Below are 20964 nucleotides of genomic sequence, written 5' to 3'. Positions count from 1 at the left end.
GCGCCACGAGTTCCCTCGCGCACGCGGGCGCGAGGGTTCGGCCGTCCGGGTGATGCCTCAGAACAGGGTGGTGTCGGCGAACCGCAGGACCAGCTGGGGCGCCCCGGACAGGACGACGCCGGCGGTGGCCGTGAGGGTGAGCGCGGCCGTCAGCGGGGCCGGGACGCGGTGCCGTACCGGCTCTCCCTCGGGTGCGGCGAACAGCAGGGCCGTCCAGCGGAGGTAGTAGAAGAGGGCGATCACGACGTTGACGGCCATGACGACGGCGAGCCAGCCGAGGCCCGCGTCGACGGCGGCCGAGAAGACGGTGACCTTCGCGAAGAGGCCGATGACGCCGGGCGGCAGGCCGGCGAGGCAGAGCAGGAAGAAGGCCAGCAGGAGCGCGGAGAGCGGGCTGCGGGCGTACAGGCCCCGGTAGTCCGAGAGGCGGTTGGCGGGGCTCTGACGGGCCACCAGGGCGGCCACGGTGAACGCGCCGAGGTTCACGGCGGCGTACATGAGGGCGTACGCGAGGGTGGAGCCCACGGCGCGGGCGGCGTCGTCCGTGTAGGCGGCCGAGGCGATCGGTACGAGGAGGTAGCCGGCCTGGCCCACGGAGGACCAGGCGAGGAGGCGTACCGCGCTGTACGCGCGCGTGGCGTGCTGGCGCAGGGCGGCGGCGTTGCCGACGGTCATGGTGAGCGCGGCGAGCCCCGCGAGGGCGGGGCCCCAGACGTCGCCGTACGAGGGGAGGGCGACCACGGTGACGAGGATCAGGCCGGAGAGGCCGACAGCCTTGCCGACGACCGACAGATAGGCGGCGATCGGCAGGGGCGCGCCCGCGTACGTGTCGGGGACCCAGAAGTGGAACGGGACGGCGGCCGTCTTGAAGGCGAAGCCGACGAGGGTGAGGACGACGCCCGTCCGGGCGAGGGTGTGGAACTGGCCGTCGATGTCCTGGACGCGTTCGGCCACCTGGGTGAGGTAGAGGGTGCCTGTCGTGGCGTACACGAAGCTGATGCCCAGGAGGCTGACGGCGGTGGCCGTGACGGACGACAGGAAGAACTTCAGGGCCGCTTCGGAGGAGCGCTTGTCGCCGTGGCGGATGCCGACCAGTGCGAAGGCGGGCAGGGAGGCGACCTCCAGGGCGACGATCAGGGTGGCGAGGTCGCGGGAGGCGGGCAGCAGGGCGGCGCCTGCGGCGGAGGACAGCAGCAGGAACCAGTACTCCCCCGCGGGCAGCGTCTTGCGCTCGTCCTTGAGGGCGGTGACGGACAGGAGGGCGGTCAGGAGGGCGCCGCCGAGCACCAGGAACTGGACGACGAGGGTGAAGCGGTCCGCCGTGTAGCTGCACGCGCGCGGGTCGCCGGCCGCGCAGAAGGTGGCGCGGTCGCCGTCCAGGAGGGGCAGCAGGAGGGCCGTGGCGGCAGCGAGTCCGGCGACGGAGAACCAGCCCAGGAGGTGCTTCTTCGCGTCCGGGAGGAACAGGTCGGCGACCAGGACGGCGAGGCCGACGACGGCCGTGACGGTCGGCGGGGCGATCGTCGTCCAGTCGACCGACTGGACGACGGACTGCGCGAGGGCGCTCATCGGGGGCCTCCTGCGAGGAGCTGCTGCACGGCCGGGTCGGTGAGCCCGAGGAGGGTCTTGGGCCACAGGCCGCCGACGACGGTGAGGACGACGAGCGGGGTCCAGGCCGCGAACTCGTACGCGCGTACGTCCGCGAGGTGCGGGGCGTCCTGCGGGACGGCGCCCATGCACACGCGCCGGACGACGAGCAGGAGGTAGGCGGCCGTCAGGAGGGTGCCGGAGGCGGCGATCGCGGTGAACGTCAGGAAGGCCGGGCGGCTGAGGTCGCTCGCGGGGTCGAAGGCGCCGAACAGGGCCAGCATCTCGCCCCAGAACCCGGCGAGTCCGGGCAGTCCGAGGGAGGCGACGGCGGCGAACGCGAGGAGCCCGCCCAGGCGCGGCGCGCGGCCGTACAGGGCCGCTCCGGTCTGCCGGGCGAGGGTGTCGAGGTCGGTGCTGCCGGTGCGGTCCTTGAGGGCGCCGACGAGGAAGAACAGCAGGCCGGTGATGAGGCCGTGGGCGATGTTCGCGAACAGGGCGCCGTTCACGCCGGTCGGTGTCATGGACGCGATGCCCAGCAGGACGAAGCCCATGTGGCCGACGGAGGAGTAGGCGATGAGGCGTTTGAGGTCGCCGTTCGCGCCGGGCCTGACCAGGGCGAGGCAGGCCAGGGAGCCGTAGACGATCCCGACGACGGCGAAGGCGGCGAGGTAGGGCGCGAAGGTGCGCAGGCCGTCCGGGGCGATGGGCAGGAGGATGCGGACGAACCCGTAGGTGCCCATCTTGAGCAGGACGCCGGCGAGGAGGACCGAGCCGGTGGTCGGGGCGGCGGTGTGGGCGTCGGGTAGCCAGCTGTGCAGGGGCCACATCGGGGTCTTCACGGCGAGCCCGAGACCGATCGCCAAAGCGGCGGTGACCTGCACGGATGTGGTCAGGGAGCGGCCGTTGTCAGTGGCGAGTGCGACCATGTCGAATGTGCCCGCTTCGACGCCGATGAGAAGCAGGCCGAGGAGCATGACGACGGAGCCGAGCAGCGTGTAGAGGATGAATTTCCAGGCCGCGCGGGTCCGGTCCTCGCCGCCCCAGCGGGCGATGAGGAAGTACATCGGGATGAGGACGGTCTCGAAGGCGAGGAAGAACAGGAGGAGGTCGAGGACGGCGAAGGTGGCGAGGGTGCCGCCCTCCAGGAGGAGCAGCAGGGCGACGAACGCCTTCGGGGACGGGCCCGCGGGCGGCTTGAAGTAGGAGTACAGCGCGCACAGGAAGGTCAGCAGCGCGGTCAGGACCAGCAGCGGGAGGGAGATGCCGTCGATGCCGAGGTGGATGCGTACGTCGAGTGCGGGGATCCAGCTGATGTCGGTGCCGGCCTGCATCTTCGAGGGGTGGTCGTGGTCGAAGCCCAGCGCGAGGGCGATCGCCGCGGCGAGGACGGCGCCGGTCACGGTCACACCGTGGCGCAGCACCGCCTGGTCCGGCGATTTCCCCTTCAGCCCCGGCGGGGCGGGCAGGAGGGCGGCGACGGCGCCGAGGAGCGGGCCGACGACGGTGAACGCCAGAAGGAACTGCATCACGGACTCGTTGATACCGATCACGGCCGCTCACCCTCCCGAGGCGACGAGAAGGACGGTCACCGCGAGGACGACGGTGCCGGCGAGCAGGGCGCTCACGTAGGTCTGGACGTTGCCGGTCTGGGCCCGCCGTACGGCGGTGCCGAGCCAGCGGGGCAGGGAGGCGGCGCCGTTGACGTAGGCGTCGACGACCTCGCGGTCGAGGAAGCGGACCAGGCGCGCGGCGGACTGGACCGGGCGGACGAACAGAGCGCCGTACACGGCGTCCAGGTGGAAGCCGGTGGCCGCGTGGCGGTGCAGGGGGCCGAGCAGCAGGCGTCCGGGGTCGGCGGGGTCCTGGGCGGCGGCGACGCTCCCGTACGCGGGCGCGTGGCTCGCGATGGCCTCGGCCTCGACGGTGGCCGCGTCGCCGTCCGGGTGGGCGGCGGTGGCCGTCAGGTGGCGCCAGGCGCCGTACGTGATCAGGGCGCCTACCAGGGCGAAGCCCGTGCCGAGGACGGAGGTGGTGAGGGTCGGGGCGAGGGAGGTGCCGTCGAACCAGTCGGGGAGCGTGGCGTAGGCGAGGCCGCCGAAGGCCAGGGAGGGGAGGGCCAGGACCCAGAGGACGACGGTCATGGAGAGGGGCCGGCGGCCGTGGTCGGGGGCTTCGGGGCCCCGGCCGTGGAAGGCCAGCAGCCACAGGCGGGCCGCGTAGGCGGCGGTCAGGAGGGCGGTGAGCAGGGCGGCGACGATGACGGTCCAGCCCGCGGCGGCGGGGGCGTGCTCGGTGTGGCCGGTGACGACGTGTTCGGCGGCGCCGAGGACGGACTCCTTGGAGAAGAAGCCGCTGAACGGCGGAATCGCGGCGAGCGCGAGGAGCGCCACGGTCATCGTCCAGTACGCGTCCGGCACGCGGGCGCGCAGGCCGCTCGTACGGGACAGGGCGGCCAGGGAGTTCGTACCGGCCGCGTGGATGACCGCGCCGGCCGCGAGGAACAGGAGCGCCTTGAAGGCGCCGTGTGACAGGAGGTGGAAGACGGCGGCGCCGCGGTCGCCGACGGCGAGGGCGCCGGTCATGTAGCCGAGCTGGCCGATCGTCGAATAGGCGAGGACGCGCTTGATGTCGTCCTGCGCGAGCGCGGCGAGTCCGGAGCCGAGCATCGTCACGGCGGCCATCACCGCGAGGACTCCCATGGCGGCGTGCGATGCCTCGAAGACCGGCAGCAGGCGGGCGACGAAGTAGACGCCGGCGGCGACCATCGTCGCGGCGTGGATCAGCGCGGAGACGGGCGTGGGGCCCGCCATCGCGTCCGGGAGCCAGGTGTGCAGCGGGAACTGCGCCGACTTGCCGGCCACGCCCGCGAGGAGCAGCAGGGCGATCAGGGTCGGGTGGTCCAGGCCGCCGTGCAGGGTGGTGTCGAGGATCGTCGTGATCCGGAACGACCCGGCGTCCGTGGCCAGCGCGAACAGGCCGATGAGGAACGGGACGTCGCCGAGCTTCGTGACCAGGAACGCCTTGATCGACGCGGCGCGCGCCTCGGGGGTCTCCCAGTAGTGGCCGACCAGGAAGTACGAGCAGATGCCCATGACCTCCCAGCCGACGAGCAGCACGATCAGGTCGCCCGAGTAGACGACCAGGAGCATCGCGGCGGTGAACAGGGAGACGAGGGCCGCGTACGAGGGGTAGCGGGGGTCGTCGCGGAGGTAGCCGGTCGAGTAGATCTGTACGCAGGTCGCGACGAGGGCGACCAGGACGGCGACGAGGGCCGCGAAGCCGTCGATGTGCAGGGCGAGTTCGACGGGGATGGAGCCGGTGGGGGTGAGTTCCGTCGCCGCGTCGACGGCGGCGTCGCCTCCCTGGCGTACGGCGACCAGGGCGGCCAGCGCGAGGGCGGCGAGCGGGGGCAGGACGGCCAGGGGGCGGACGTAGCCGGGGGCCGTGCGGCCCAGGAGGAGGCCGGCGAGCGCGCCGAGGAACGGCAGGAGAGGGACGAGGGCTGCGAGGGTGGTCGTGGTCACGCGGCGGCCTCGGCCTTCTCGTCCCTCGGGTGCGTGGCGTTCTCCGGGGTCTCCGCCGTGTCGCGGAGTCTGTCGATGTCCGAGGTGCCTCGGTTGCGGTACACGGCGAGGACGATCGCGAGGCCGATGCCGATCTCCGCCGCGGCGATCGCGATGGTGAACAGGGTGAGGGCCTGGCCGGAGTGGAGGGTGTCCTCGGCAGTCTTGCTGAGCCAGACGTCGAACGCGACGAGGTTGAGGTTGACCGCGTTGAGCATCAGCTCGACCGACATCAGGACCAGGATCGCGTTGCGGCGGGCCAGGACTCCGTAGAGGCCGGTGCAGAAGAGGAGGGCCGAGAGGACGGCGGGGTAGGCGAGGTGCATCAGCGGGCGCCTTCCTGCTCGGTCGGGGGGTTGGGGTCGGTGGGAGGAGAGGGGGTGCCGGCGGTGGTCGTTCCGGCCGGGGATTTCGGGGGCCGCGAAGTTTTTTCGGAATCTGTGACCGAGCGGGAACTCTGCGTGATCGGCCGGGCGTTCTCGGGGGGAGAGCTCGTATCCGCTTTCGCTTTGCGGGACAGGACGATCGCGCCGACCAGTGCCGCGAGGAGGAGGACGGAGAGGGCCTCGAAGGGCAGGACCCAGTGCTGGAAGAGGCTCTCGCCGGTGACCTTCGTGGAGCCGGCGGCCGGGCCGTCGAGGTCGATCCAGGTGGTGCGGAAGGCGTCGGCGACCACCCAGACCAGGGCGATGGCGGCGACGGCCGCGACCGCGAGGGCGGGCCACCGGTTCCCGGAATCGGCGTCCGGGGAGCGGCCGATGGGGGCGCGGGTGAGCATCAGACCGAAGAGAAGGAGGACGACCACGGAACCGACATAGATGAGGACCTGCACCCAGGCGATGAACTCCGCCGTCAGCAGCAGGTATTCGACGGCGAGTCCTCCGAGGGCCACGACCAGCCAGAGAGCCGCGTGCACCAGCTGTCTGGTGGTCACGGTCACCAGGGCGGCGCCGAGGGTCAGCAGGCCGACCAGCAGGAACGCGACCTCGACACCGGTCGGCGAGAGAAAGCCGTGCGGCGCTTGGGCGAGAGTCACCGCCGGCCTCCCGGGGGGTCGGTGGGGGCGGGGCCGGTGGGCGTGGGCTGTTGGGAGGCGGTCAGTTTCTCCGCCGTCTTGCGGGCCGCTGACAGTTCCTTCGGTTCCTCCGCCCCGGGGTCCAGCGGGGGTGGGGGCGGGACCGTCCACATCCACTCGCGGAGCTTGTCCCGCTCGTGGGTGAGGTCGCGGATGTCGGTCTCGGCGTACTCGAACTCGGGGGACCAGAAGAGGGCGTCGAAGGGGCAGACCTCGATACAGATACCGCAGTACATGCAGAGGGAGAAGTCGATGGCGAAACGGTCGAGGACGTTGCGGCTGCGCTCGCGGCCACCGGGCGCAGCGGCGGGGATCGTCTCCTTGTGAGAGTCGATGTAGATGCACCAGTCGGGGCACTCGCGGGCGCAGAGCATGCAGACCGTGCAGTTCTCCTCGAACAGGCCGATGACGCCGCGGGTGCGGGGCGGGAGGTCGGGCTGGACGTCGGGGTACTGCTCGGTGACGGACCGGAGGGTCATCGTGCGGAGGGTGACGGCCAGACCCTTGGCCAGGCCGGAGCCGGGGATCGGAGGCACTAGGAGATCACCACCTTGACGACGCCGGTGACGGCGATCTGGGCGAGGGAGAGGGGGACGAGGAGCGTCCAGGAGAGCTTCTGGAGCTGGTCCTCGCGCAGGCGGGGATAGGTGACACGGAGCCAGATCACGACGAAGGCGAGGAGGGCGGTTTTCAGGAGGGTCCACACCCAGCCGAGGCCGTCGGCGCCCCAGGGGCCGTGCCAGCCGCCCAGGAAGAGGACGGTGGTGAGGCCGCACAGGACGACGATGCCGGCGTACTCGGCGAGCAGGAAGAGGGCGAAGCGCAGGCCGGTGTACTCGGTGTAGGCGCCGAAGATGATCTCCGAGTCGGCGACGGGCATGTCGAAGGGCGGGCGCTGGAGTTCGGCGAGGCCGGCGATGAAGAAGACGATCGCGCCGACGAGTTGCCAGGGCAGCCACCACCACTCGAAGGCGTCGAGGATGCCGGGCAGGGAGACCGTGCCGGCCGCCATCGCGACGGAGGCTGCGGTGAGGAGCATGGGGAGTTCGTAGGCGAGGAGCTGGGCGGCGGTGCGCAGGCCGCCGAGGAGGGAGAACTTGTTGGCGCTGGCCCAGCCGGCCATGAGGGAGCCGAGGACGCCGACGCCCATCACGGCCAGGACGAAGAAGATCCCGGCGTCCAGGACCTGGCCGACCGCGCCCTCGCCGGGGCCGATCGGGATCGCGAGCAGGACGAGGAGGTACGGCAGCAGGGCCACGGCCGGGGCGAGCTGGAAGACGCGGCGGTCCGCGCCCGCCGGGACGATGTCCTCCTTCTGCGCGAACTTGACTCCGTCGGCGACGAGTTGGGCCCAGCCGTGGAAGCCGCCCGCGTACATGGGGCCGAGGCGGCCCTGCATGTGGGCCATGACCTTGTGTTCCGTCTGGCCTACGAGGAGAGGGAAGGTGAGGAAGACGACGAAGACGATCAGCAGGCGCAGGGTGACGTCGAGCGCGTCGTTCACTGCGGGCCTCCTGAGGGGGTGTCGTCGTCTTCGGCGGGGGGTTCGGGTGCCGGGGGTTTCGGGGTGGTGCCGGGGGTTTCCGGTCGTCCGGCTTCGGGGGTGGGCTCCGGAGTCGGGGTGCTGGGTTGTTCAGCTGCGGGGGTCGGACCTGGGGCTGGGGTGCCGGGGGTGCCCGGTCGCTCGGCTTCGGGGATGGGCTCCGGGGCCCGGGTGTTGGGGGCCGGTTCGCCGGGGGGTGAGTCGTCGAAGGCCGGGCGGGCGTGGTGCCAGGGGGCGTCGGCACTGCGGGGGGTGGTGCGGCGCGGGGGCTGGGGCTGGGTGCGCTGGCTGGCGGAGCCTTGGGAGGCGCTGCGGTTGCGGCGGGGGCCGGGGGGTGGGGGCGGGGGTGTTGGGGGCTCGTCCGTCGGGGACGGGTCTGTTTGGGGCTCGCCCGCTGACGCGGGTTCCATCGGACGTTCGCCTTCCGACACCGGCTCCGGCAAGGGCTCGCCCGCAGACGCCGGTTCCGCTGGAGGCTCGCCCGCTGACGCGGGTTCCGCCGGGCGTTCACCTTCCGACGCCAGCTCCGGCAAGGGCTCGCCCACAGACGCCAGCTCCGCCGGATGTTCACCTTCCGGCACCGGCTCCGACAGAGGTTCGTCGGTCGACGCCGGTTCCGGCAGGGGGCCGCCCGCAGGTTCCGGTTCCGCTGAGGGCTGCGGCCGTTGAGAGGCCGAGCCTTCGTTCGCGGTTCGGGAACGGTGGGGGGCGGGCGGGGTCTGGTGAGGTGGTGTCCGGGTCCCCTGGGGTGCGGGGGTCGGTTCCGCCGGGGCGGCTTCGTCGCCGGGGGCCGTTTGGCCGTCGGTTCGCTGGCTGGCCGAGCCCTGAGCGGCCGAGCGGCTGCGGCGGGCGGGCGTCTGGCCGGGGGTGGTGGTTGCCGGGGGCGTACCGGGTGTCGTGTCAGGAGCGGCTGGGGTCGGGGCGTCCGCTGTGGGGGCCGTCGTACCGCTGTCGGTTTCCGAAACTCCGGCCGTACCCAGCGACTGGCTGGCCGAGCCCTGCGACGCCGAGCGGGTGCGGCGGGCCGGGCGGCCGTCGGGGGTGGTCGTCTCCGGGGGCGGAGTGCCGGTGGTGGCTGTTTGGCTCGCGGAACCCTCGGAGGCCGAGCGGGTGCGGCGGGCACCCGAAGGCGTTGCGCTCTCCGAGGCGGAGCTTCCGGCCGGGCCCGCTTGACTCACGGAACCCTCGGAGGCCGAACGGGTACGGCGGGCACCCGGAGATGTTGTGGCTTCCGGGGTGGGGGGTTCGGCGGGGGCCGTTTGGCTGGCTGAGCCCTGTGATGCCGAGCGGGTGCGGCGGGCCGGGTGGGTGGGTGGGGTGGTTGGGGGCTCGCCGGTGGGGGATGTCTGGCTGGCTGAGCCCTGCGAGGCCGAGCGGGTGCGGCGGGGTGTGGTTGTGGCGCCCGTGGGTGTGGCGTTCGTAGGTGTGGGGGCTGCTGTTGCGGGGGCCGTGGGTGTGGAGCCTGCGGGTGTGGGGGTCCCCGTCGTGGGGCGGGGGCGGCGGGCTGGTGGGGTGGGGAGTCGGCCCTTCTGGGGGCCCCATTCGTTGGGGTCGGGGACTCCTGGGGGGAGGGGCTGGCGGCGTTTGGGGGCGGCGTGGTCCGACTCGCCCGGGTCCTTGGCGCCGGGCCAGGGCTTGGCGGCGCGGGCCACCAGGACGAAGTCCTTGCGCAGGGGGTGGCCTTCGAAGGTGTCCGGGAGGAGGAGGTGCGTGAGGGAGGGGTGGTCCGTGAAGACCACGCCGAACATTTCGTGGGTCTCGCGTTCATGCCAGGCGGCGCCGGCGTAGATGTCGACCGCGGTGGGGAGGGCGGGGGACGTGTGCGGGACCGTCGTACGCACGAGGAGGCGGCGGAGGGGGGAGAGAGCGACGACGTGTGCGGCTACGCGGAAGCCCGTGCCGGGTTCGTCGACCGCGCTGAGCCAGTCGAAGTACGTGCAGGTCAGCGTCGTACGGGCGGTGCGCAGCGCGGTGAGCCAGGTGGCCGGGGGGACGTCGACCGTGAGGACGTCGTACGACTCGTCCGCGACGGCGTCGGGGCCGAAGAGGTCCTGGACGGGGGCCGGGAGCCAGCCGGTGGTCATCGCGGGGTGCCCTTCGGCTCGGGGGCCGGGAGCAGGTCGCTCTGGAGGGCGGCCGGGGAGGGGCGGGTGCCGTAGCGGTCGGCCAGGGACTCGCGGGCGATCTTCTCCTGGAGCTTGAGGATGCCCTGGAGCAGCGCCTCGGGGCGGGGCGGGCAGCCGGGGACGTACACGTCGACGGGGATGATCTGGTCGACGCCCTTGGTCACCGAGTACGAGTCCCAGTACGGGCCGCCGCAGTTGGAGCAGGCGCCGAAGGAGATGACGTACTTCGGCTCGGGCATCTGCTCGTACAGCCGCTTCACGGCCGGCGCCATCTTGTCGGTGACCGTGCCGGAGACGACCATCAGGTCGGCCTGGCGGGGTCCCGGCGCGAACGGGATCACGCCGAGGCGGATGAAGTCGTGGCGGGCCATGGACGCGGCGATGAACTCGATCGCGCAGCAGGCGAGGCCGAAGTTGAAGACCCACAGGGAGTAGCGGCGGCCCCAGTTGAGGACGACCTTCATGGGCTCGGGGGCGAGCCGGGCGAGCGCGCCGAGGCGTTTGGGCTCGGGGAGGTACACGGGTGACGGGGCTACGGCGGCGGCCTCGCCCGCCGGCGTCGTACCTGTCGTACCCGTAGTACCCGTAGTACCTCCGGCACCCTCGCCGCTCCCGGCGACCGTCATACCCGTAGTCCCTCCGGCCGACCCCGGCCACGTACCCGTACCTGTGCCCGTACCCGTCGGTCCCGCCTCCGGTGTCACGTCCATTCCAGGACGCCCTTCTTGTATGCGTAGAGCAGGCCCACGGTCAGGAACCCCAGGAAGATGAACATCTCGACGAGTGTGGTCGCGCCGTAGCCGTCGGCGGCGAAGACCGTCGCCCAGGGGAAGAGGAAGATGGAGTCGACGGCGAAGATGACGTACAGGAAGGCGTAGACGTAGTACCGGACCTGGGTATGAGCCCAGCCCTCGCCGACCGGGTCGACGCCGCACTCGTACGTCATGAGCTTCTCCGGCGTCGGGACGACGGGCCGCAGCAGGCGGCCCGCGCCGAACGCCACGGCCACGAACAGCACGCCGACGACGGCGAGCAGTCCGACGGCCGAGTACGACTGGAAGTAGTCCGCCGCGAGCGCGGTCCCCGGGGCGCCGGTCGATTCCCGCACGTCCGTCCCTTCGCTGCCGAGCTGTCAGTGCTGTCTGAGCTGCCTGTTGTCCGCTGTCCGTACCGCGTCTGTCGGACCGTCCCACCCACTGTCCGTCCGGCGGCGCGTACTCACGGGAGTCTAGGCCCTGCTAAAGAGACGGTAAGCGGGTCGTCACGCCACTTCCGGGGAGGGTGGGGTTTTCCCCCGGACCCGCCGGTAGGGAACGTCATGGCGTCGCCGCCCGGCACACGGCAGGCTGACTTGTATGACCGCGAAACCCCTGGCTCCCGACGAGCCCCTCCCTCCCCCGCGTCCCGCTCTCGACGCGGTGACGTGGAAGGAGATCACCCATCTCGTGCTCAACCTGCCGGTCGCGCTGACCGGTTTCACGTACGCCGTGACGATGCTGGCCGTCGGCACGGGGCTGACGGTGACCGTCGTCGGGCTGCCGTTACTGGCGTTCGGGCTGATGGGCGCGCGGGTGATGGGCCGGTTCGAGCGGGCGCGGGCGCGCGTGCTGCTCGGGGTGCGGGTGGAGGAACCGTCGAAGGTGCCGTGGCGCCGGGGGCGCGGGTTCCTGCCGGTGCTGTGGACGGCGCTGAAGGACCCGGTCGGCTGGCGGACGGTGCTGTACGACGTGATCAGGCTGCCGTGGGGCATCTTCACGTTCACGGTCGCCATCACCTCGCTGTTCGTGGCGTGGCCTCTACTCCCTTATCTGGCACGGGCGTTCGCGAACGTGGACCGGGCGATGGTGCGGGCGCTGCTGTCGCCGTCGGACGAACTGGAGCGCCGGATCGCGGAGTTGGAGTCGGACCGGGGGGTCGTGGTGGACACGGCTGCGGCGGACCTGCGGCGCATCGAGCGGGATCTGCACGACGGGGCGCAGGCGCGGCTCGTCAACCTCGCGATGGGGCTCGGGCTGGCCAAGGAGAAGCTGCTCGAAGACCCGGACACGGCGGCGGAGATGGTCGCGGAGGCGCACGGTGAAGTGAAGCTCGCCTTGCAGGAGTTGCGTGACCTGGCCCGGGGCATCCACCCGGCGGTCCTCACGGACCGGGGGCTCGACGCGGCGCTCTCCTCCGTCGCCTCCCGCTGCACGGTCCCGGTGAAGGTCACCGCCGACCTGCCGACCAGGCCCGCGCCGGCCATCGAGGGGATCGCCTACTTCACGGTCTCCGAGTTGCTCCAGAACATCAGCAAGCACAGTGGCGCGCGGTCCGCTTCGGTGGACGTGTGGCGGTCCGACGAGCGGCTGCTGATCCAGGTCAGCGACGACGGGCAGGGGGGCGCGAGCCTCGACAAGGGGACGGGGATGCGGGGGCTGGCGGACCGGCTGGACGCCGTCGACGGTCTGTTCGTCGTGGACTCGCCACAGGGGGGCGGTACGACGGTGACGGCGGAGCTGCCTTGGCGGGATCGGGGGTAGCTCTGCGGAGGTAGTACTCCGGGGGTGCCGCGGAGGTAGCTCCAGAGGGGTAGCTCGGAGGTAGGGGGTCGCTCGTAGCCCTCACGGTCGTACGGCTGTGAGGGCTACGGGTATGAGGGCTACGGGTATGACGAGGGCTCTCTTCAGAGCCTGGGTAGGGATAACCCCCCACCCGAGACGCCGACGGACTCCATGGCTCCCCCGGCCCCCACCCACGACCCTGGTGGTACGGCAGACGGTGCACGACGAGCGGAACGGGACGGAGCCATGGCCATGCAGGGCGTGGGGTACGGGAGCTACGGGGAGTACGGGGAGCCCGAGCGGCGTCATCGGCTGCCGGCGGCGCTGCGGGCGCCGTTCGAGGGGCGCAGTTGGCGGGAGTTCGGGTACGTCCTGCTGAGCCTGCCGATCAGCGTCGTGTTCTTCAGCTACACGGTGACGATGCTGTCGGTCGGCGTCGGCCTGATGGTGTCGTTCCTCGGGGTGCCCCTGCTGGCCGTCGCGCTGGCGGGCGGCCGGGGTTTCGGAGCGCTGGAGCGGGCCCGCGCGCGGGGGCTGCTCGGCATGGAGATCGGCGACCCGGCGCCGCTGCGGCCCCGTAAGCGGAGCCTGATGGGGTGGGTGGGCGCGGTCCTGAGGGACGGCGCGTCGTGGCGGCACGCGCTGTACTCGCTGCTGCAACTGCCGTGGGCGGTCTTCACGTTCATCGTCTCGGTGACGCTGTGGTCGATCGGCTGGATGATGCTGACGTACCCGCTGTGGTTCTGGGTGTTCCCGATGTACGGCGGCCAGGACGGCCTCCAGCTGTACGGCGACGACGGGCACCGGATCTACCTGGACAACCCCTTCGAGGTCACCGTCACCGCGCTGATCGGCCTGGTGTTCACGATGGTCACGCCGTGGATCGTGCGGGCGCTGACGACGGTGGACCGGCTGATGGTGCACGGCCTGCTGGGCCCCTCGCGGCTGGCCTCGCGCGTGGTGGAGCTGGAGTCGGACCGGGGTGTCGTGGTGGACACGGCGGCGGCGGACCTGCGCCGCATCGAGCGGGACCTGCACGACGGCGCCCAGGCCCGCCTGGTGAGCCTGGCGATGGATCTGGGCCTGGCCAAGGAGAAGCTCCGTGAGGACCCGCAGGAGGCCGCGCGGATGGTCGCGGAGGCGCACGGCGAGGTGAAGACGGCGTTGCAGGAGCTGCGTGACCTGGCGCGCGGCATCCACCCGGCGGTCCTCACCGACCGGGGGCTCGACGCGGCGCTCTCCTCCATCGCCTCCCGCTGCACGGTCCCGGTACAGGTGGACGTGGACCTCGTCGAGCGGCCCGCGCCGGCCATCGAGGGGATCGCCTACTTCACCGTCTCCGAACTGCTCCAGAACATCAGCAAGCACGCGCGCGCGACGATGGCGTCGGTGGACGTGTGGCGGGTGGAGAACCGGCTGATGCTCCAGGTCGTCGACAACGGGGTGGGTGGCGCCGACACCTCCGCGGGGTCCGGTCTCGCCGGGCTCGCGGGGCGGCTGGACGCGGTGGACGGGATCCTGGTGGTGGACTCGCCGGCCGGGGGGCCGACGCGGGTGACGGCGGAGCTGCCGTGGCGGGCGGAGCGGATCTGATCGTCGTCCATGAGGGTGTTGTTCCGGTCAGGAACGGTCAGATGTGACCGTTCCTGACCGGAACACTGTCCTTGAGAGACCGAAACGTCGCCCTGAGGAGGGGGCCGAAACGTCTCCCCGGCGGTCCGATCGTCCTAAGAGACGATCCGTTCGGCTCCGGGCCTGGGATGCTGGGTGCGCACGCAGCCGTACAGCTACCGGGGGAGCCGAAGTCGTGGAGGACAGAGTGCGAGTCGTCATCGCGGAGGACTCGGTTTTGTTGCGGGAGGGGCTGACCAGACTGCTCACCGACCGGGGGCACGACGTGGTCGCCGGGGTCGGGGACGGGGAGGCGCTCGTCAAGACGATCACGGAGCTGGCCGCCGAAGGGGCACTGCCGGACGTGGTCGTGGCGGACGTACGCATGCCGCCGACGCACACGGATGAAGGGGTGCGGGCCGCCGTGCAGCTCCGCAAGGCCCATCCGGGGCTCGGGGTGCTGGTGCTGTCACAGTACGTGGAGGAGCGTTACGCCACCGAACTGCTGGCCGGTTCCAGCCGCGGGGTGGGGTACCTGCTGAAGGACCGGGTGGCGGAGGTCCGCGAGTTCGTGGACGCCGTCGTACGCGTCGCGCGGGGGGGTACGGCGCTGGATCCCGAGGTCGTCGCCCAACTGCTCGGCCGTAGCCGCAAACAGGACGTGCTGGCCGGACTCACCCCCCGGGAGCGGGAAGTACTGGGCCTGATGGCTGAAGGGCGGACCAATTCGGCGATCGCCAGACAGCTCGTCGTCAGCGACGGGGCCGTCGAGAAGCACGTCAGCAACATCTTCCTGAAGCTCGGCCTGTCGCCCAGTGACGGGGATCACCGCCGCGTTCTCGCGGTTCTGACCTACCTGAACTCGTGACGGGGTAGCACTGTAGTTGCTTGACATTGTCAATGACCGTGTGTGGCGACCGACGAGGAACGGAGCGAGCGGTAGATCATGACAAGCCGGGACGTCCGGCCGTCGTACGGCGGTGATCCGCGCACGATGATCGGCCGAATGGCCGAGGGCGGGCGACCCTCACAGTCGTAGGCTTGATCTGGGAGGGCCTGCGGGAAGGCAGCTCCCGGACAGCCGCCTCGAAGGAGGTCCAGTTCAGTGACCAGTCAGGTCAGCAGCCCGGCGGAGCAGGCCGACGAAGCCGTCGTGGGAGAGCAGCGCAAACCGGGCGGGACGGCGAAGGACGTACGCCGTGTCGACCGGGTGATCATCAGGTTCGCGGGGGACTCGGGCGACGGGATGCAGCTCACGGGTGACCGGTTCACCTCGGAGACGGCGTCGTTCGGGAACGATCTGTCCACGCTGCCGAACTTCCCGGCCGAGATCAGGGCCCCCGCAGGGACGCTGCCCGGGGTGTCGAGTTTCCAGCTGCACTTCGCGGACCACGACATCCTGACGCCGGGTGATGCGCCCGATGTGCTGGTGGCGATGAACCCGGCGGCGCTGAAGGCGAACGTGGGGGACCTGCCGCGCGGCGCGGAGATCATCGTCAATACCGATGAATTCACCAAACGGGCGATGCAGAAGGTGGGGTACGACGCGAGTCCCCTGGAGGACGGCTCGCTGGACGGCTACCACCTCCATCCGGTGCCGCTGACGACGTTGACGGTCGAGGCCCTCAAGGACTTCGACCTCACCCGCAAAGAGGCCGAGCGCAGCAAGAACATGTTCGCGCTCGGCCTCTTGTCATGGATGTACCACCGGCCCACGGAGGGCACGGAGCGGTTCCTGAAGGCGAAGTTCGCGAAGAAGCCGCAGATCGCCGAGGCGAACCTGACGGCCTTCCGCGCGGGCTGGAACTTCGGCGAGACGACGGAGGACTTCGCGGTCTCCTACGAGATCGCCCCGGCGACCACCGCGTTCCCGCCGGGCGTCTACCGCAACATCTCCGGCAACCTCGCGCTCGCGTACGGGTTGATCGCGGCCTCCCGCCAGGCGGACCTGCCGCTGTTCCTCGGCTCGTACCCGATCACCCCGGCCTCGGACATCCTGCACGAGCTGTCGCGGCACAAGAACTTCGGCGTGCGCTCGTTCCAGGCGGAGGACGAGATCGCCGGCATCGGCGCGGCGCTGGGGGCGGCCTTCGGGGGCTCCCTCGCGGTGACGACGACGTCGGGGCCCGGCGTAGCTCTCAAGAGTGAGACGATCGGCCTCGCCGTATCGCTCGAACTGCCGCTGCTGATCGTCGACATCCAGCGCGGCGGGCCCTCCACCGGTCTGCCGACCAAGACCGAGCAGGCCGACCTGCTCCAGGCGATGTTCGGCCGCAACGGCGAGGCGCCGGTGCCGATCGTCGCCCCGCGCACGCCCGCGGACTGCTTCGACGCGGCGCTGGAGGCGGCCCGTATCGCGCTGACGTACCGCACGCCGGTGATGCTCCTGTCGGACGGCTACCTGGCCAACGGCTCCGAGCCCTGGCGGGTCCCCGAGGTCGACGAACTGCCCGACCTGGCCGTCCGGTTCGCACAGGGGCCCAACCACCGGCTCGCGGACGGCACGGAAGTGTTCTGGCCGTACAAGCGCGACCCGCTCACCCTCGCGCGCCCGTGGGCCGTCCCCGGCACGCCCGGCCTGGAGCACCGCATCGGCGGCATCGAGAAGCAGGACGGCACGGGCAACATCTCCTACGACCCCGCCAACCACGACTTCATGGTCCGCACCCGGCAGGCCAAGGTCGACGGGATCGACGTCCCGGACATCGAGGTCGACGACCCGGACGGCGCGCACACGCTGGTGCTCGGCTGGGGGTCGACGTACGGCCCGATCACGGCCGCCGTACGCCGCCTCAGGACGGCCGGGGAGGCCATCGCGCAGGCGCACCTGCGGCATCTGAACCCCTTCCCGAAAAACCTCGGTGTCGTACTCAAGAGGTACGACAAGGTGGTGATCCCCGAGATGAACCTCGGTCAGCTCGCCATGCTCGTCCGGGCGAGGTACCTGGTCGACGCCCACTCCTACAACCAGGTCAACGGCATGCCGTTCAAGGCGGAGCAGCTCGCCACGGCGCTCAAGGAGGCCATCGATGGCTGAGCCGACGCAGGTGTCCGAGGCGAATCCGCTGCTCCAGCTGGTCCCGAAGGCCGAGGCGAAACAGGCCATGAAGGACTTCAAGTCGGACCAGGAGGTGCGCTGGTGCCCCGGCTGCGGGGACTACGCGATCCTGGCGGCCGTGCAGGGCTTCATGCCCGAGCTGGGGCTGGCGAAGGAGAACATCGTCTTCGTGTCGGGGATCGGCTGCTCGTCGCGGTTCCCGTACTACATGAACACCTACGGGATGCACTCCATCCACGGGCGCGCGCCCGCGATCGCGACGGGGCTCGCGTCGTCGCGGCGGGACCTGAGCGTGTGGGTGGTGACCGGTGACGGGGACGCGCTCTCCATCGGCGGCAACCACCTCATCCACGCGCTGCGGCGCAACGTCAACCTGAAGATCCTGCTGTTCAACAACCGGATCTACGGGCTGACGAAGGGGCAGTACTCCCCTACCTCGGAGGTAGGGAAGATCACGAAGTCGACGCCGATGGGGTCGCTGGACGCGCCCTTCAACCCGGTGTCGCTGGCGCTCGGCGCGGAGGCGTCGTTCGTCGCGCGGACCATCGACTCCGACCGCAAGCACCTGACGGAGGTGCTGCGGCAGGCCGCCGCGCATCCGGGGACCGCGCTGATCGAGATCTACCAGAACTGCAACATCTTCAACGACGGGGCGTTCGAGTCGTTCAAGGACCGGGAGGCGGCCCAGGAGGCGGTCATCCGGCTGGAACACGGGCAGCAGGTGCGCTTCGGCGCGGACGGCACGCGGGGGGTCGTACGGGACCGTCGTACCGGAGAGCTACAGGTCGTCGACGTCACCCCGGAGAACGAGGCGGATCTCCTCGTGCACGACGCGCACGCCGAGTCCCCCACGACCGCCTTCGCGCTCTCCCGGCTCGCCGACCCGCAGACGCTGCACCACACGCCGATCGGGGTGCTGCGGTCCGTGGAGCGGCCCGTGTACGACAGCCTGATGGCCGATCAGCTGGACACAGCCGTCGAGCAGCGCGGGAAGGGTGACCTCGCGGCGCTGCTGGCGGGCGGGGACACGTGGACGGTGGTGGGCTGACGTCCGCCGCGGCGGGTGGGTTCCGCGGCGGGACACGCTTCGGGACTCACCCCGCCGCCCGCTCCTCGCGGCGCGCGTCGTACTCCTCGCGGGCCGCCATGACCCGGTCCAGGCGGGTCTGGGTCCACTCGGCGACCTCGCGGACGCGTTCGGCGGCCTCGCGGCCGAGGGGGGTGAGGGAGTAGTCGACGCGGGGCGGGATGACCGCGTGGGCCTCGCGGTGGACCATGCCGTCGCGCTCCAGCGTCTGGAGGGTCTGGGTGAGCATCTTCTCGCTGACCCTGCCGATCGCGCGGCGCAGTTCGCTGAAGCGGTACGGGCGGTCCAGGAGGTTGAGCAGGACGAGGACGCCCCAGCGGCTCGTGACGTGCTCCAGCACCAGGCGCTGGGGGCACATCGCGCTGTCGAGTTCCTGGTGGGTCCGCACGAGGTCCGTGAGGCGCGGGGCGCTGGTCTCCTTGGTTACCGACATGCCGGTAGCTTACTTCAAAGTGGGTACTTTCCTTTGGTTAGCGCATCTCCTAGGGTTAGTGCACAGAGCACCCCACAAGGAGTTGTGAACCCATGAGCATCGTCGTCACCGGAGCCACCGGACACCTCGGCCGCCACGTCGTGGAGCAGTTGCTGGAGAAGGTTCCCGCGGAGCGGATCACGGCCGTCGTACGCGACGAGGCCAAGGCCGCGGACCTCGCGGCGCGCGGCGTCAAGCTCGCCGTCGCCGACTACAACACCCCCGCGACCTTCGACGGCGTCCTCGCCGCCGGGGACAAGGTCCTGCTGATCTCGGGCAGCGAGGTCGGCAACGACCGGCCCGGCCAGCACCAGGTCGTCATCGACGCCGCGAAGGCGGCCGGCGTGGCTCTGCTGGCGTACACCAGCGCGCCGGGCTCCCTGACGGCCGCGCTCGCGGACGACCACCGGGCCACCGAGAAGGCGCTGCTCGCCTCCGGGGTGACGTACGCGCTGCTGCGCAACGGCTGGTACCACGAGAACTACACCGAGAACCTGGCCCCCGTCCTGGAGCACAGCGCGGTCGTCGCGGCGGCCGGCGAGGGGCGCGTCTCCTCCGCCTCCCGCGCGGACTACGCGGCTGCGGCCGTCGCCGTGCTGACCGGTGAGGGGCACGAGAACCAGACGTACGAGCTGGGCAGCGACGTCGCGTGGGGCTTCGCCGAGTACGCCGCCGAGCTGAGCGCGCAGACCGGCAAGGAGATCGTCTACAACGCGGTCACGGCCGAGGTGCTCACCGGCATCCTCGTCGGTGCCGGGCTGCCGGAGCCGGTCGCCCAGATCTTCGCCGGGGTCGACGTGGCCATCGAGAAGGGCGAGCTGGAGATCACGTCCGGCGACCTGTCCCGGCTGATCGGGCGCCCGGCGACGCCGCTCGCCGAGGCGATCGCGGTGGCGCTGAAGGGCTGAGCGCGGGGCTGATCGCCGGGGTGGAGAGTCCCTCGGAGGTATGACCTCGCGGGTATGACGGGGTGTACGGGTGACGCGGATGGGCGTCGCTCGTGCACCCCGTGGTCGTACCCGGGTAGTACCCGGAGCGCCGTCATGACCGTATCCCGATACACGCATGACATCCCCGCCCCTCCCCCGCTACCTTCGTCCCGGCGTCCGTACGGTGCGGGCCGGTGGGGTGAGCGGGAGGTGTCGTGGCCGGGATGTCCAGGGGCGAGCAGCGAATAGGGATGGTGAACGGGGTCGCCGCCTACGGGATGTGGGGGCTCGTCCCGCTGTACTGGCCGCTGCTGAAACCCGCCGGGTCGGTGGAGATCCTGGCCCACCGGATGGTGTGGTCGCTCGCCGTGGTCGCCGGCGCGCTGCTCGTCGTACGGCGCTGGGCGTGGGCGAAGGAGCTGGTCCGCCAGCCGAAGCGGCTCGCGCTGGTCGTGGTCGCCGCGTCGGTGATCACCGTCAACTGGGGCGTGTACATCTGGTCGGTCAACGCCGGGCACGTCGTGGAGGCATCCCTCGGGTACTTCATCAACCCGCTGGTCACCATCGCGATGGGCGTCCTGCTGCTGAAGGAGCGGATGCGGCCCGTGCAGTGGGTGGCGGTGGGCGTCGGGTTCGCCGCCGTCGTCGTCCTGACCGTCGGGTACGGGCGGCTGCCGTGGATCTCGCTGGTCCTCGCGTTCTCCTTCGCGACGTACGGGCTGGTCAAGAAGAAGGTCAACCTCGGCGGGGTCGAGTCGCTGGCCGCCGAGACCGCCGTGCAGTTCCTGCCCGCGCTCGGGTATCTGGTGTGGCTGAGCGCGCGGGGCGGGTCGACGTTCGCGAGCGAGGGCACCGGGCACGCCGCACTGCTCGCGTCGACCGGCATCGTCACGGCCGTACCGCTCGTCTGCTTCGGTGCGGCGGCGATCCGGGTTCCGCTGTCCACGCTGGGGCTGCTCCAGTACCTCGCGCCGGTGTTCCAGTTCCTGCTCGGGGTCGTCTACTTCGGTGAGGAGATGCCGCCCGAGCGGTGGGCGGGCTTCGGGCTGGTGTGGCTTGCGCTCGCCCTCCTCACGGGGGACGCGTGGCGTACGGCGCGCAGGGCGAGGAGCGAGATCAGCGTGCCGAGCGCGGCCATCGCGACGGGGACGGCGAGCGCCGCGCGGAAGGCGGAGAGCGTGGCTTCGGGGGTGAGCGCCGGTGCGGTGCCCAGTACTTCCGGGGTAGCCGCCCCTGGCTCCGCAGGGGTAGTACCCGAGGGGGACGCCGAGCCGGTGCCGCCCGTCACCAAGCCGTAGACCGCGGTCACCGCGGAGATGCCGAGCGCCGAGCCGAACTGGGTCGAGGTGTGCAGGAGGCCACTGGCGAGG

At 71.3% G+C, this 20964-nt stretch carries 18 protein-coding genes; 7 read left to right on the top strand and 11 right to left on the bottom strand.

Annotation, left to right across the window (positions count from 1 at the left end; all coding sequences use genetic code 11):
• Positions 1-57 precede the first annotated feature (57 nt).
• The 10 genes from ACQCO7_RS25425 to ACQCO7_RS25380 form a co-directional block, all read right to left on the bottom strand.
• Positions 58-1569, bottom strand: a complete 1512-nt coding sequence (locus ACQCO7_RS25425; protein WP_464073996.1) for an NADH-quinone oxidoreductase subunit N — start codon at positions 1567-1569, stop codon at positions 58-60.
• Complete coding sequence (locus ACQCO7_RS25420; RefSeq protein WP_464073995.1) at positions 1566-3140, bottom strand: NADH-quinone oxidoreductase subunit M; 1575 nt, start codon at positions 3138-3140, stop codon at positions 1566-1568. Before ACQCO7_RS25420 ends, ACQCO7_RS25425 begins: the two co-directional genes overlap by 4 nt.
• A gap of 6 nt (positions 3141-3146) precedes the next feature.
• Positions 3147-5114: an NADH-quinone oxidoreductase subunit 5 family protein gene (locus ACQCO7_RS25415; protein ID WP_464073994.1), complete on the bottom strand. Its 1968-nt coding sequence runs from the start codon at positions 5112-5114 to the stop codon at positions 3147-3149.
• Entirely contained in the window at positions 5111-5479 is a 369-nt protein-coding gene (gene nuoK / locus ACQCO7_RS25410; RefSeq protein ID WP_050372951.1) for an NADH-quinone oxidoreductase subunit NuoK, read from the bottom strand. The genes ACQCO7_RS25415 and nuoK overlap by 4 nt, the downstream gene beginning before the upstream one ends.
• Positions 5479-6189 carry an NADH-quinone oxidoreductase subunit J family protein gene (locus ACQCO7_RS25405; protein ID WP_464073993.1) on the bottom strand — a complete coding sequence of 237 codons (711 nt, stop codon included), beginning with the start codon at positions 6187-6189 and terminating at the stop codon, positions 5479-5481. The genes nuoK and ACQCO7_RS25405 overlap by 1 nt, the downstream gene beginning before the upstream one ends.
• Positions 6186-6764, bottom strand: coding sequence for a NuoI/complex I 23 kDa subunit family protein (locus ACQCO7_RS25400; protein ID WP_464073992.1), 579 nt, complete (start codon positions 6762-6764; stop codon positions 6186-6188). The genes ACQCO7_RS25405 and ACQCO7_RS25400 overlap by 4 nt, the downstream gene beginning before the upstream one ends.
• Positions 6764-7732, bottom strand: a complete 969-nt coding sequence (locus ACQCO7_RS25395; RefSeq protein WP_010354322.1) for a complex I subunit 1/NuoH family protein — start codon at positions 7730-7732, stop codon at positions 6764-6766. Before ACQCO7_RS25395 ends, ACQCO7_RS25400 begins: the two co-directional genes overlap by 1 nt.
• Positions 7729-9855 (bottom strand): NADH-quinone oxidoreductase subunit C, encoded by a 2127-nt coding sequence (locus ACQCO7_RS25390; protein WP_464073991.1) that lies wholly within the window; start codon positions 9853-9855, stop codon positions 7729-7731. The genes ACQCO7_RS25395 and ACQCO7_RS25390 overlap by 4 nt, the downstream gene beginning before the upstream one ends.
• Positions 9852-10523, bottom strand: coding sequence for an NADH-quinone oxidoreductase subunit B (locus ACQCO7_RS25385; RefSeq protein ID WP_464077287.1), 672 nt, complete (start codon positions 10521-10523; stop codon positions 9852-9854). The genes ACQCO7_RS25390 and ACQCO7_RS25385 overlap by 4 nt, the downstream gene beginning before the upstream one ends.
• A gap of 74 nt (positions 10524-10597) precedes the next feature.
• The gene (locus ACQCO7_RS25380; RefSeq protein WP_409123328.1) at positions 10598-11005 is read right to left on the bottom strand and encodes an NADH-quinone oxidoreductase subunit A; all 408 of its coding nucleotides are present in this window, start codon (positions 11003-11005) and stop codon (positions 10598-10600) included.
• A 247-nt stretch (positions 11006-11252) separates the two neighbouring features.
• Here ACQCO7_RS25380 and ACQCO7_RS25375 point away from each other — a divergent pair, with 247 nt between their 5' ends.
• From ACQCO7_RS25375 to ACQCO7_RS25355, 5 genes are all read left to right on the top strand, one after another.
• Positions 11253-12416, top strand: a complete 1164-nt coding sequence (locus ACQCO7_RS25375; protein ID WP_464073990.1) for a sensor histidine kinase — start codon at positions 11253-11255, stop codon at positions 12414-12416.
• Positions 12417-12683: 267 nt separating this feature from the next.
• Entirely contained in the window at positions 12684-14030 is a 1347-nt protein-coding gene (locus ACQCO7_RS25370; RefSeq protein ID WP_464073989.1) for a sensor histidine kinase, read from the top strand.
• A gap of 226 nt (positions 14031-14256) precedes the next feature.
• Positions 14257-14916 (top strand): LuxR C-terminal-related transcriptional regulator, encoded by a 660-nt coding sequence (locus tag ACQCO7_RS25365; protein ID WP_409117032.1) that lies wholly within the window; start codon positions 14257-14259, stop codon positions 14914-14916.
• Between the two features lie 237 nt (positions 14917-15153).
• Positions 15154-17085 (top strand): 2-oxoacid:acceptor oxidoreductase subunit alpha, encoded by a 1932-nt coding sequence (locus ACQCO7_RS25360; RefSeq protein WP_464073988.1) that lies wholly within the window; start codon positions 15154-15156, stop codon positions 17083-17085.
• Positions 17078-18154 (top strand): 2-oxoacid:ferredoxin oxidoreductase subunit beta, encoded by a 1077-nt coding sequence (locus ACQCO7_RS25355; protein ID WP_464073987.1) that lies wholly within the window; start codon positions 17078-17080, stop codon positions 18152-18154. Before ACQCO7_RS25360 ends, ACQCO7_RS25355 begins: the two co-directional genes overlap by 8 nt.
• Before the next feature lie 46 nt (positions 18155-18200).
• On the opposite strand, the gene ACQCO7_RS25350 is transcribed toward ACQCO7_RS25355, so the two are convergent.
• A complete protein-coding gene (locus ACQCO7_RS25350; RefSeq protein WP_464073986.1) occupies positions 18201-18626 on the bottom strand; it encodes a winged helix-turn-helix transcriptional regulator in 426 nt (141 codons plus the stop codon).
• A gap of 92 nt (positions 18627-18718) precedes the next feature.
• Between ACQCO7_RS25350 and ACQCO7_RS25345 the strand changes: the two genes are divergently transcribed.
• Positions 18719-19573, top strand: a complete 855-nt coding sequence (locus ACQCO7_RS25345; RefSeq protein WP_464073985.1) for an SDR family oxidoreductase — start codon at positions 18719-18721, stop codon at positions 19571-19573.
• Between the two features lie 236 nt (positions 19574-19809).
• Complete coding sequence (gene rarD, locus ACQCO7_RS25340; RefSeq protein ID WP_464073984.1) at positions 19810-20892, top strand: EamA family transporter RarD; 1083 nt, start codon at positions 19810-19812, stop codon at positions 20890-20892.
• Positions 20893-20964 lie beyond the last annotated feature (72 nt).

Source organism: Streptomyces saintjeani, from assembly GCF_055409605.1.
Note: the sequence above shows the minus strand (reverse complement) of the source record. Positions and strands in the feature narration are given on the sequence as shown.

Coding starts and splice junctions, on each gene's coding strand:
- ACQCO7_RS25425 (WP_464073996.1), bottom strand. CDS start 1,569: ATGAGCGCCCTCGCGCAGTCCGTCGTCCAGTCGGTCGACTGGACGACG.
- nuoK (WP_050372951.1), bottom strand. CDS start 5,479: ATGCACCTCGCCTACCCCGCCGTCCTCTCGGCCCTCCTCTTCTGCACC.
- ACQCO7_RS25390 (WP_464073991.1), bottom strand. CDS start 9,855: ATGACCACCGGCTGGCTCCCGGCCCCCGTCCAGGACCTCTTCGGCCCC.
- ACQCO7_RS25385 (WP_464077287.1), bottom strand. CDS start 10,523: ATGACGGTCGCCGGGAGCGGCGAGGGTGCCGGAGGTACTACGGGTACT.
- ACQCO7_RS25375 (WP_464073990.1), top strand. CDS start 11,253: ATGACCGCGAAACCCCTGGCTCCCGACGAGCCCCTCCCTCCCCCGCGT.
- ACQCO7_RS25370 (WP_464073989.1), top strand. CDS start 12,684: ATGGCCATGCAGGGCGTGGGGTACGGGAGCTACGGGGAGTACGGGGAG.
- ACQCO7_RS25355 (WP_464073987.1), top strand. CDS start 17,078: ATGGCTGAGCCGACGCAGGTGTCCGAGGCGAATCCGCTGCTCCAGCTG.
- ACQCO7_RS25350 (WP_464073986.1), bottom strand. CDS start 18,626: ATGTCGGTAACCAAGGAGACCAGCGCCCCGCGCCTCACGGACCTCGTG.
- ACQCO7_RS25345 (WP_464073985.1), top strand. CDS start 18,719: ATGAGCATCGTCGTCACCGGAGCCACCGGACACCTCGGCCGCCACGTC.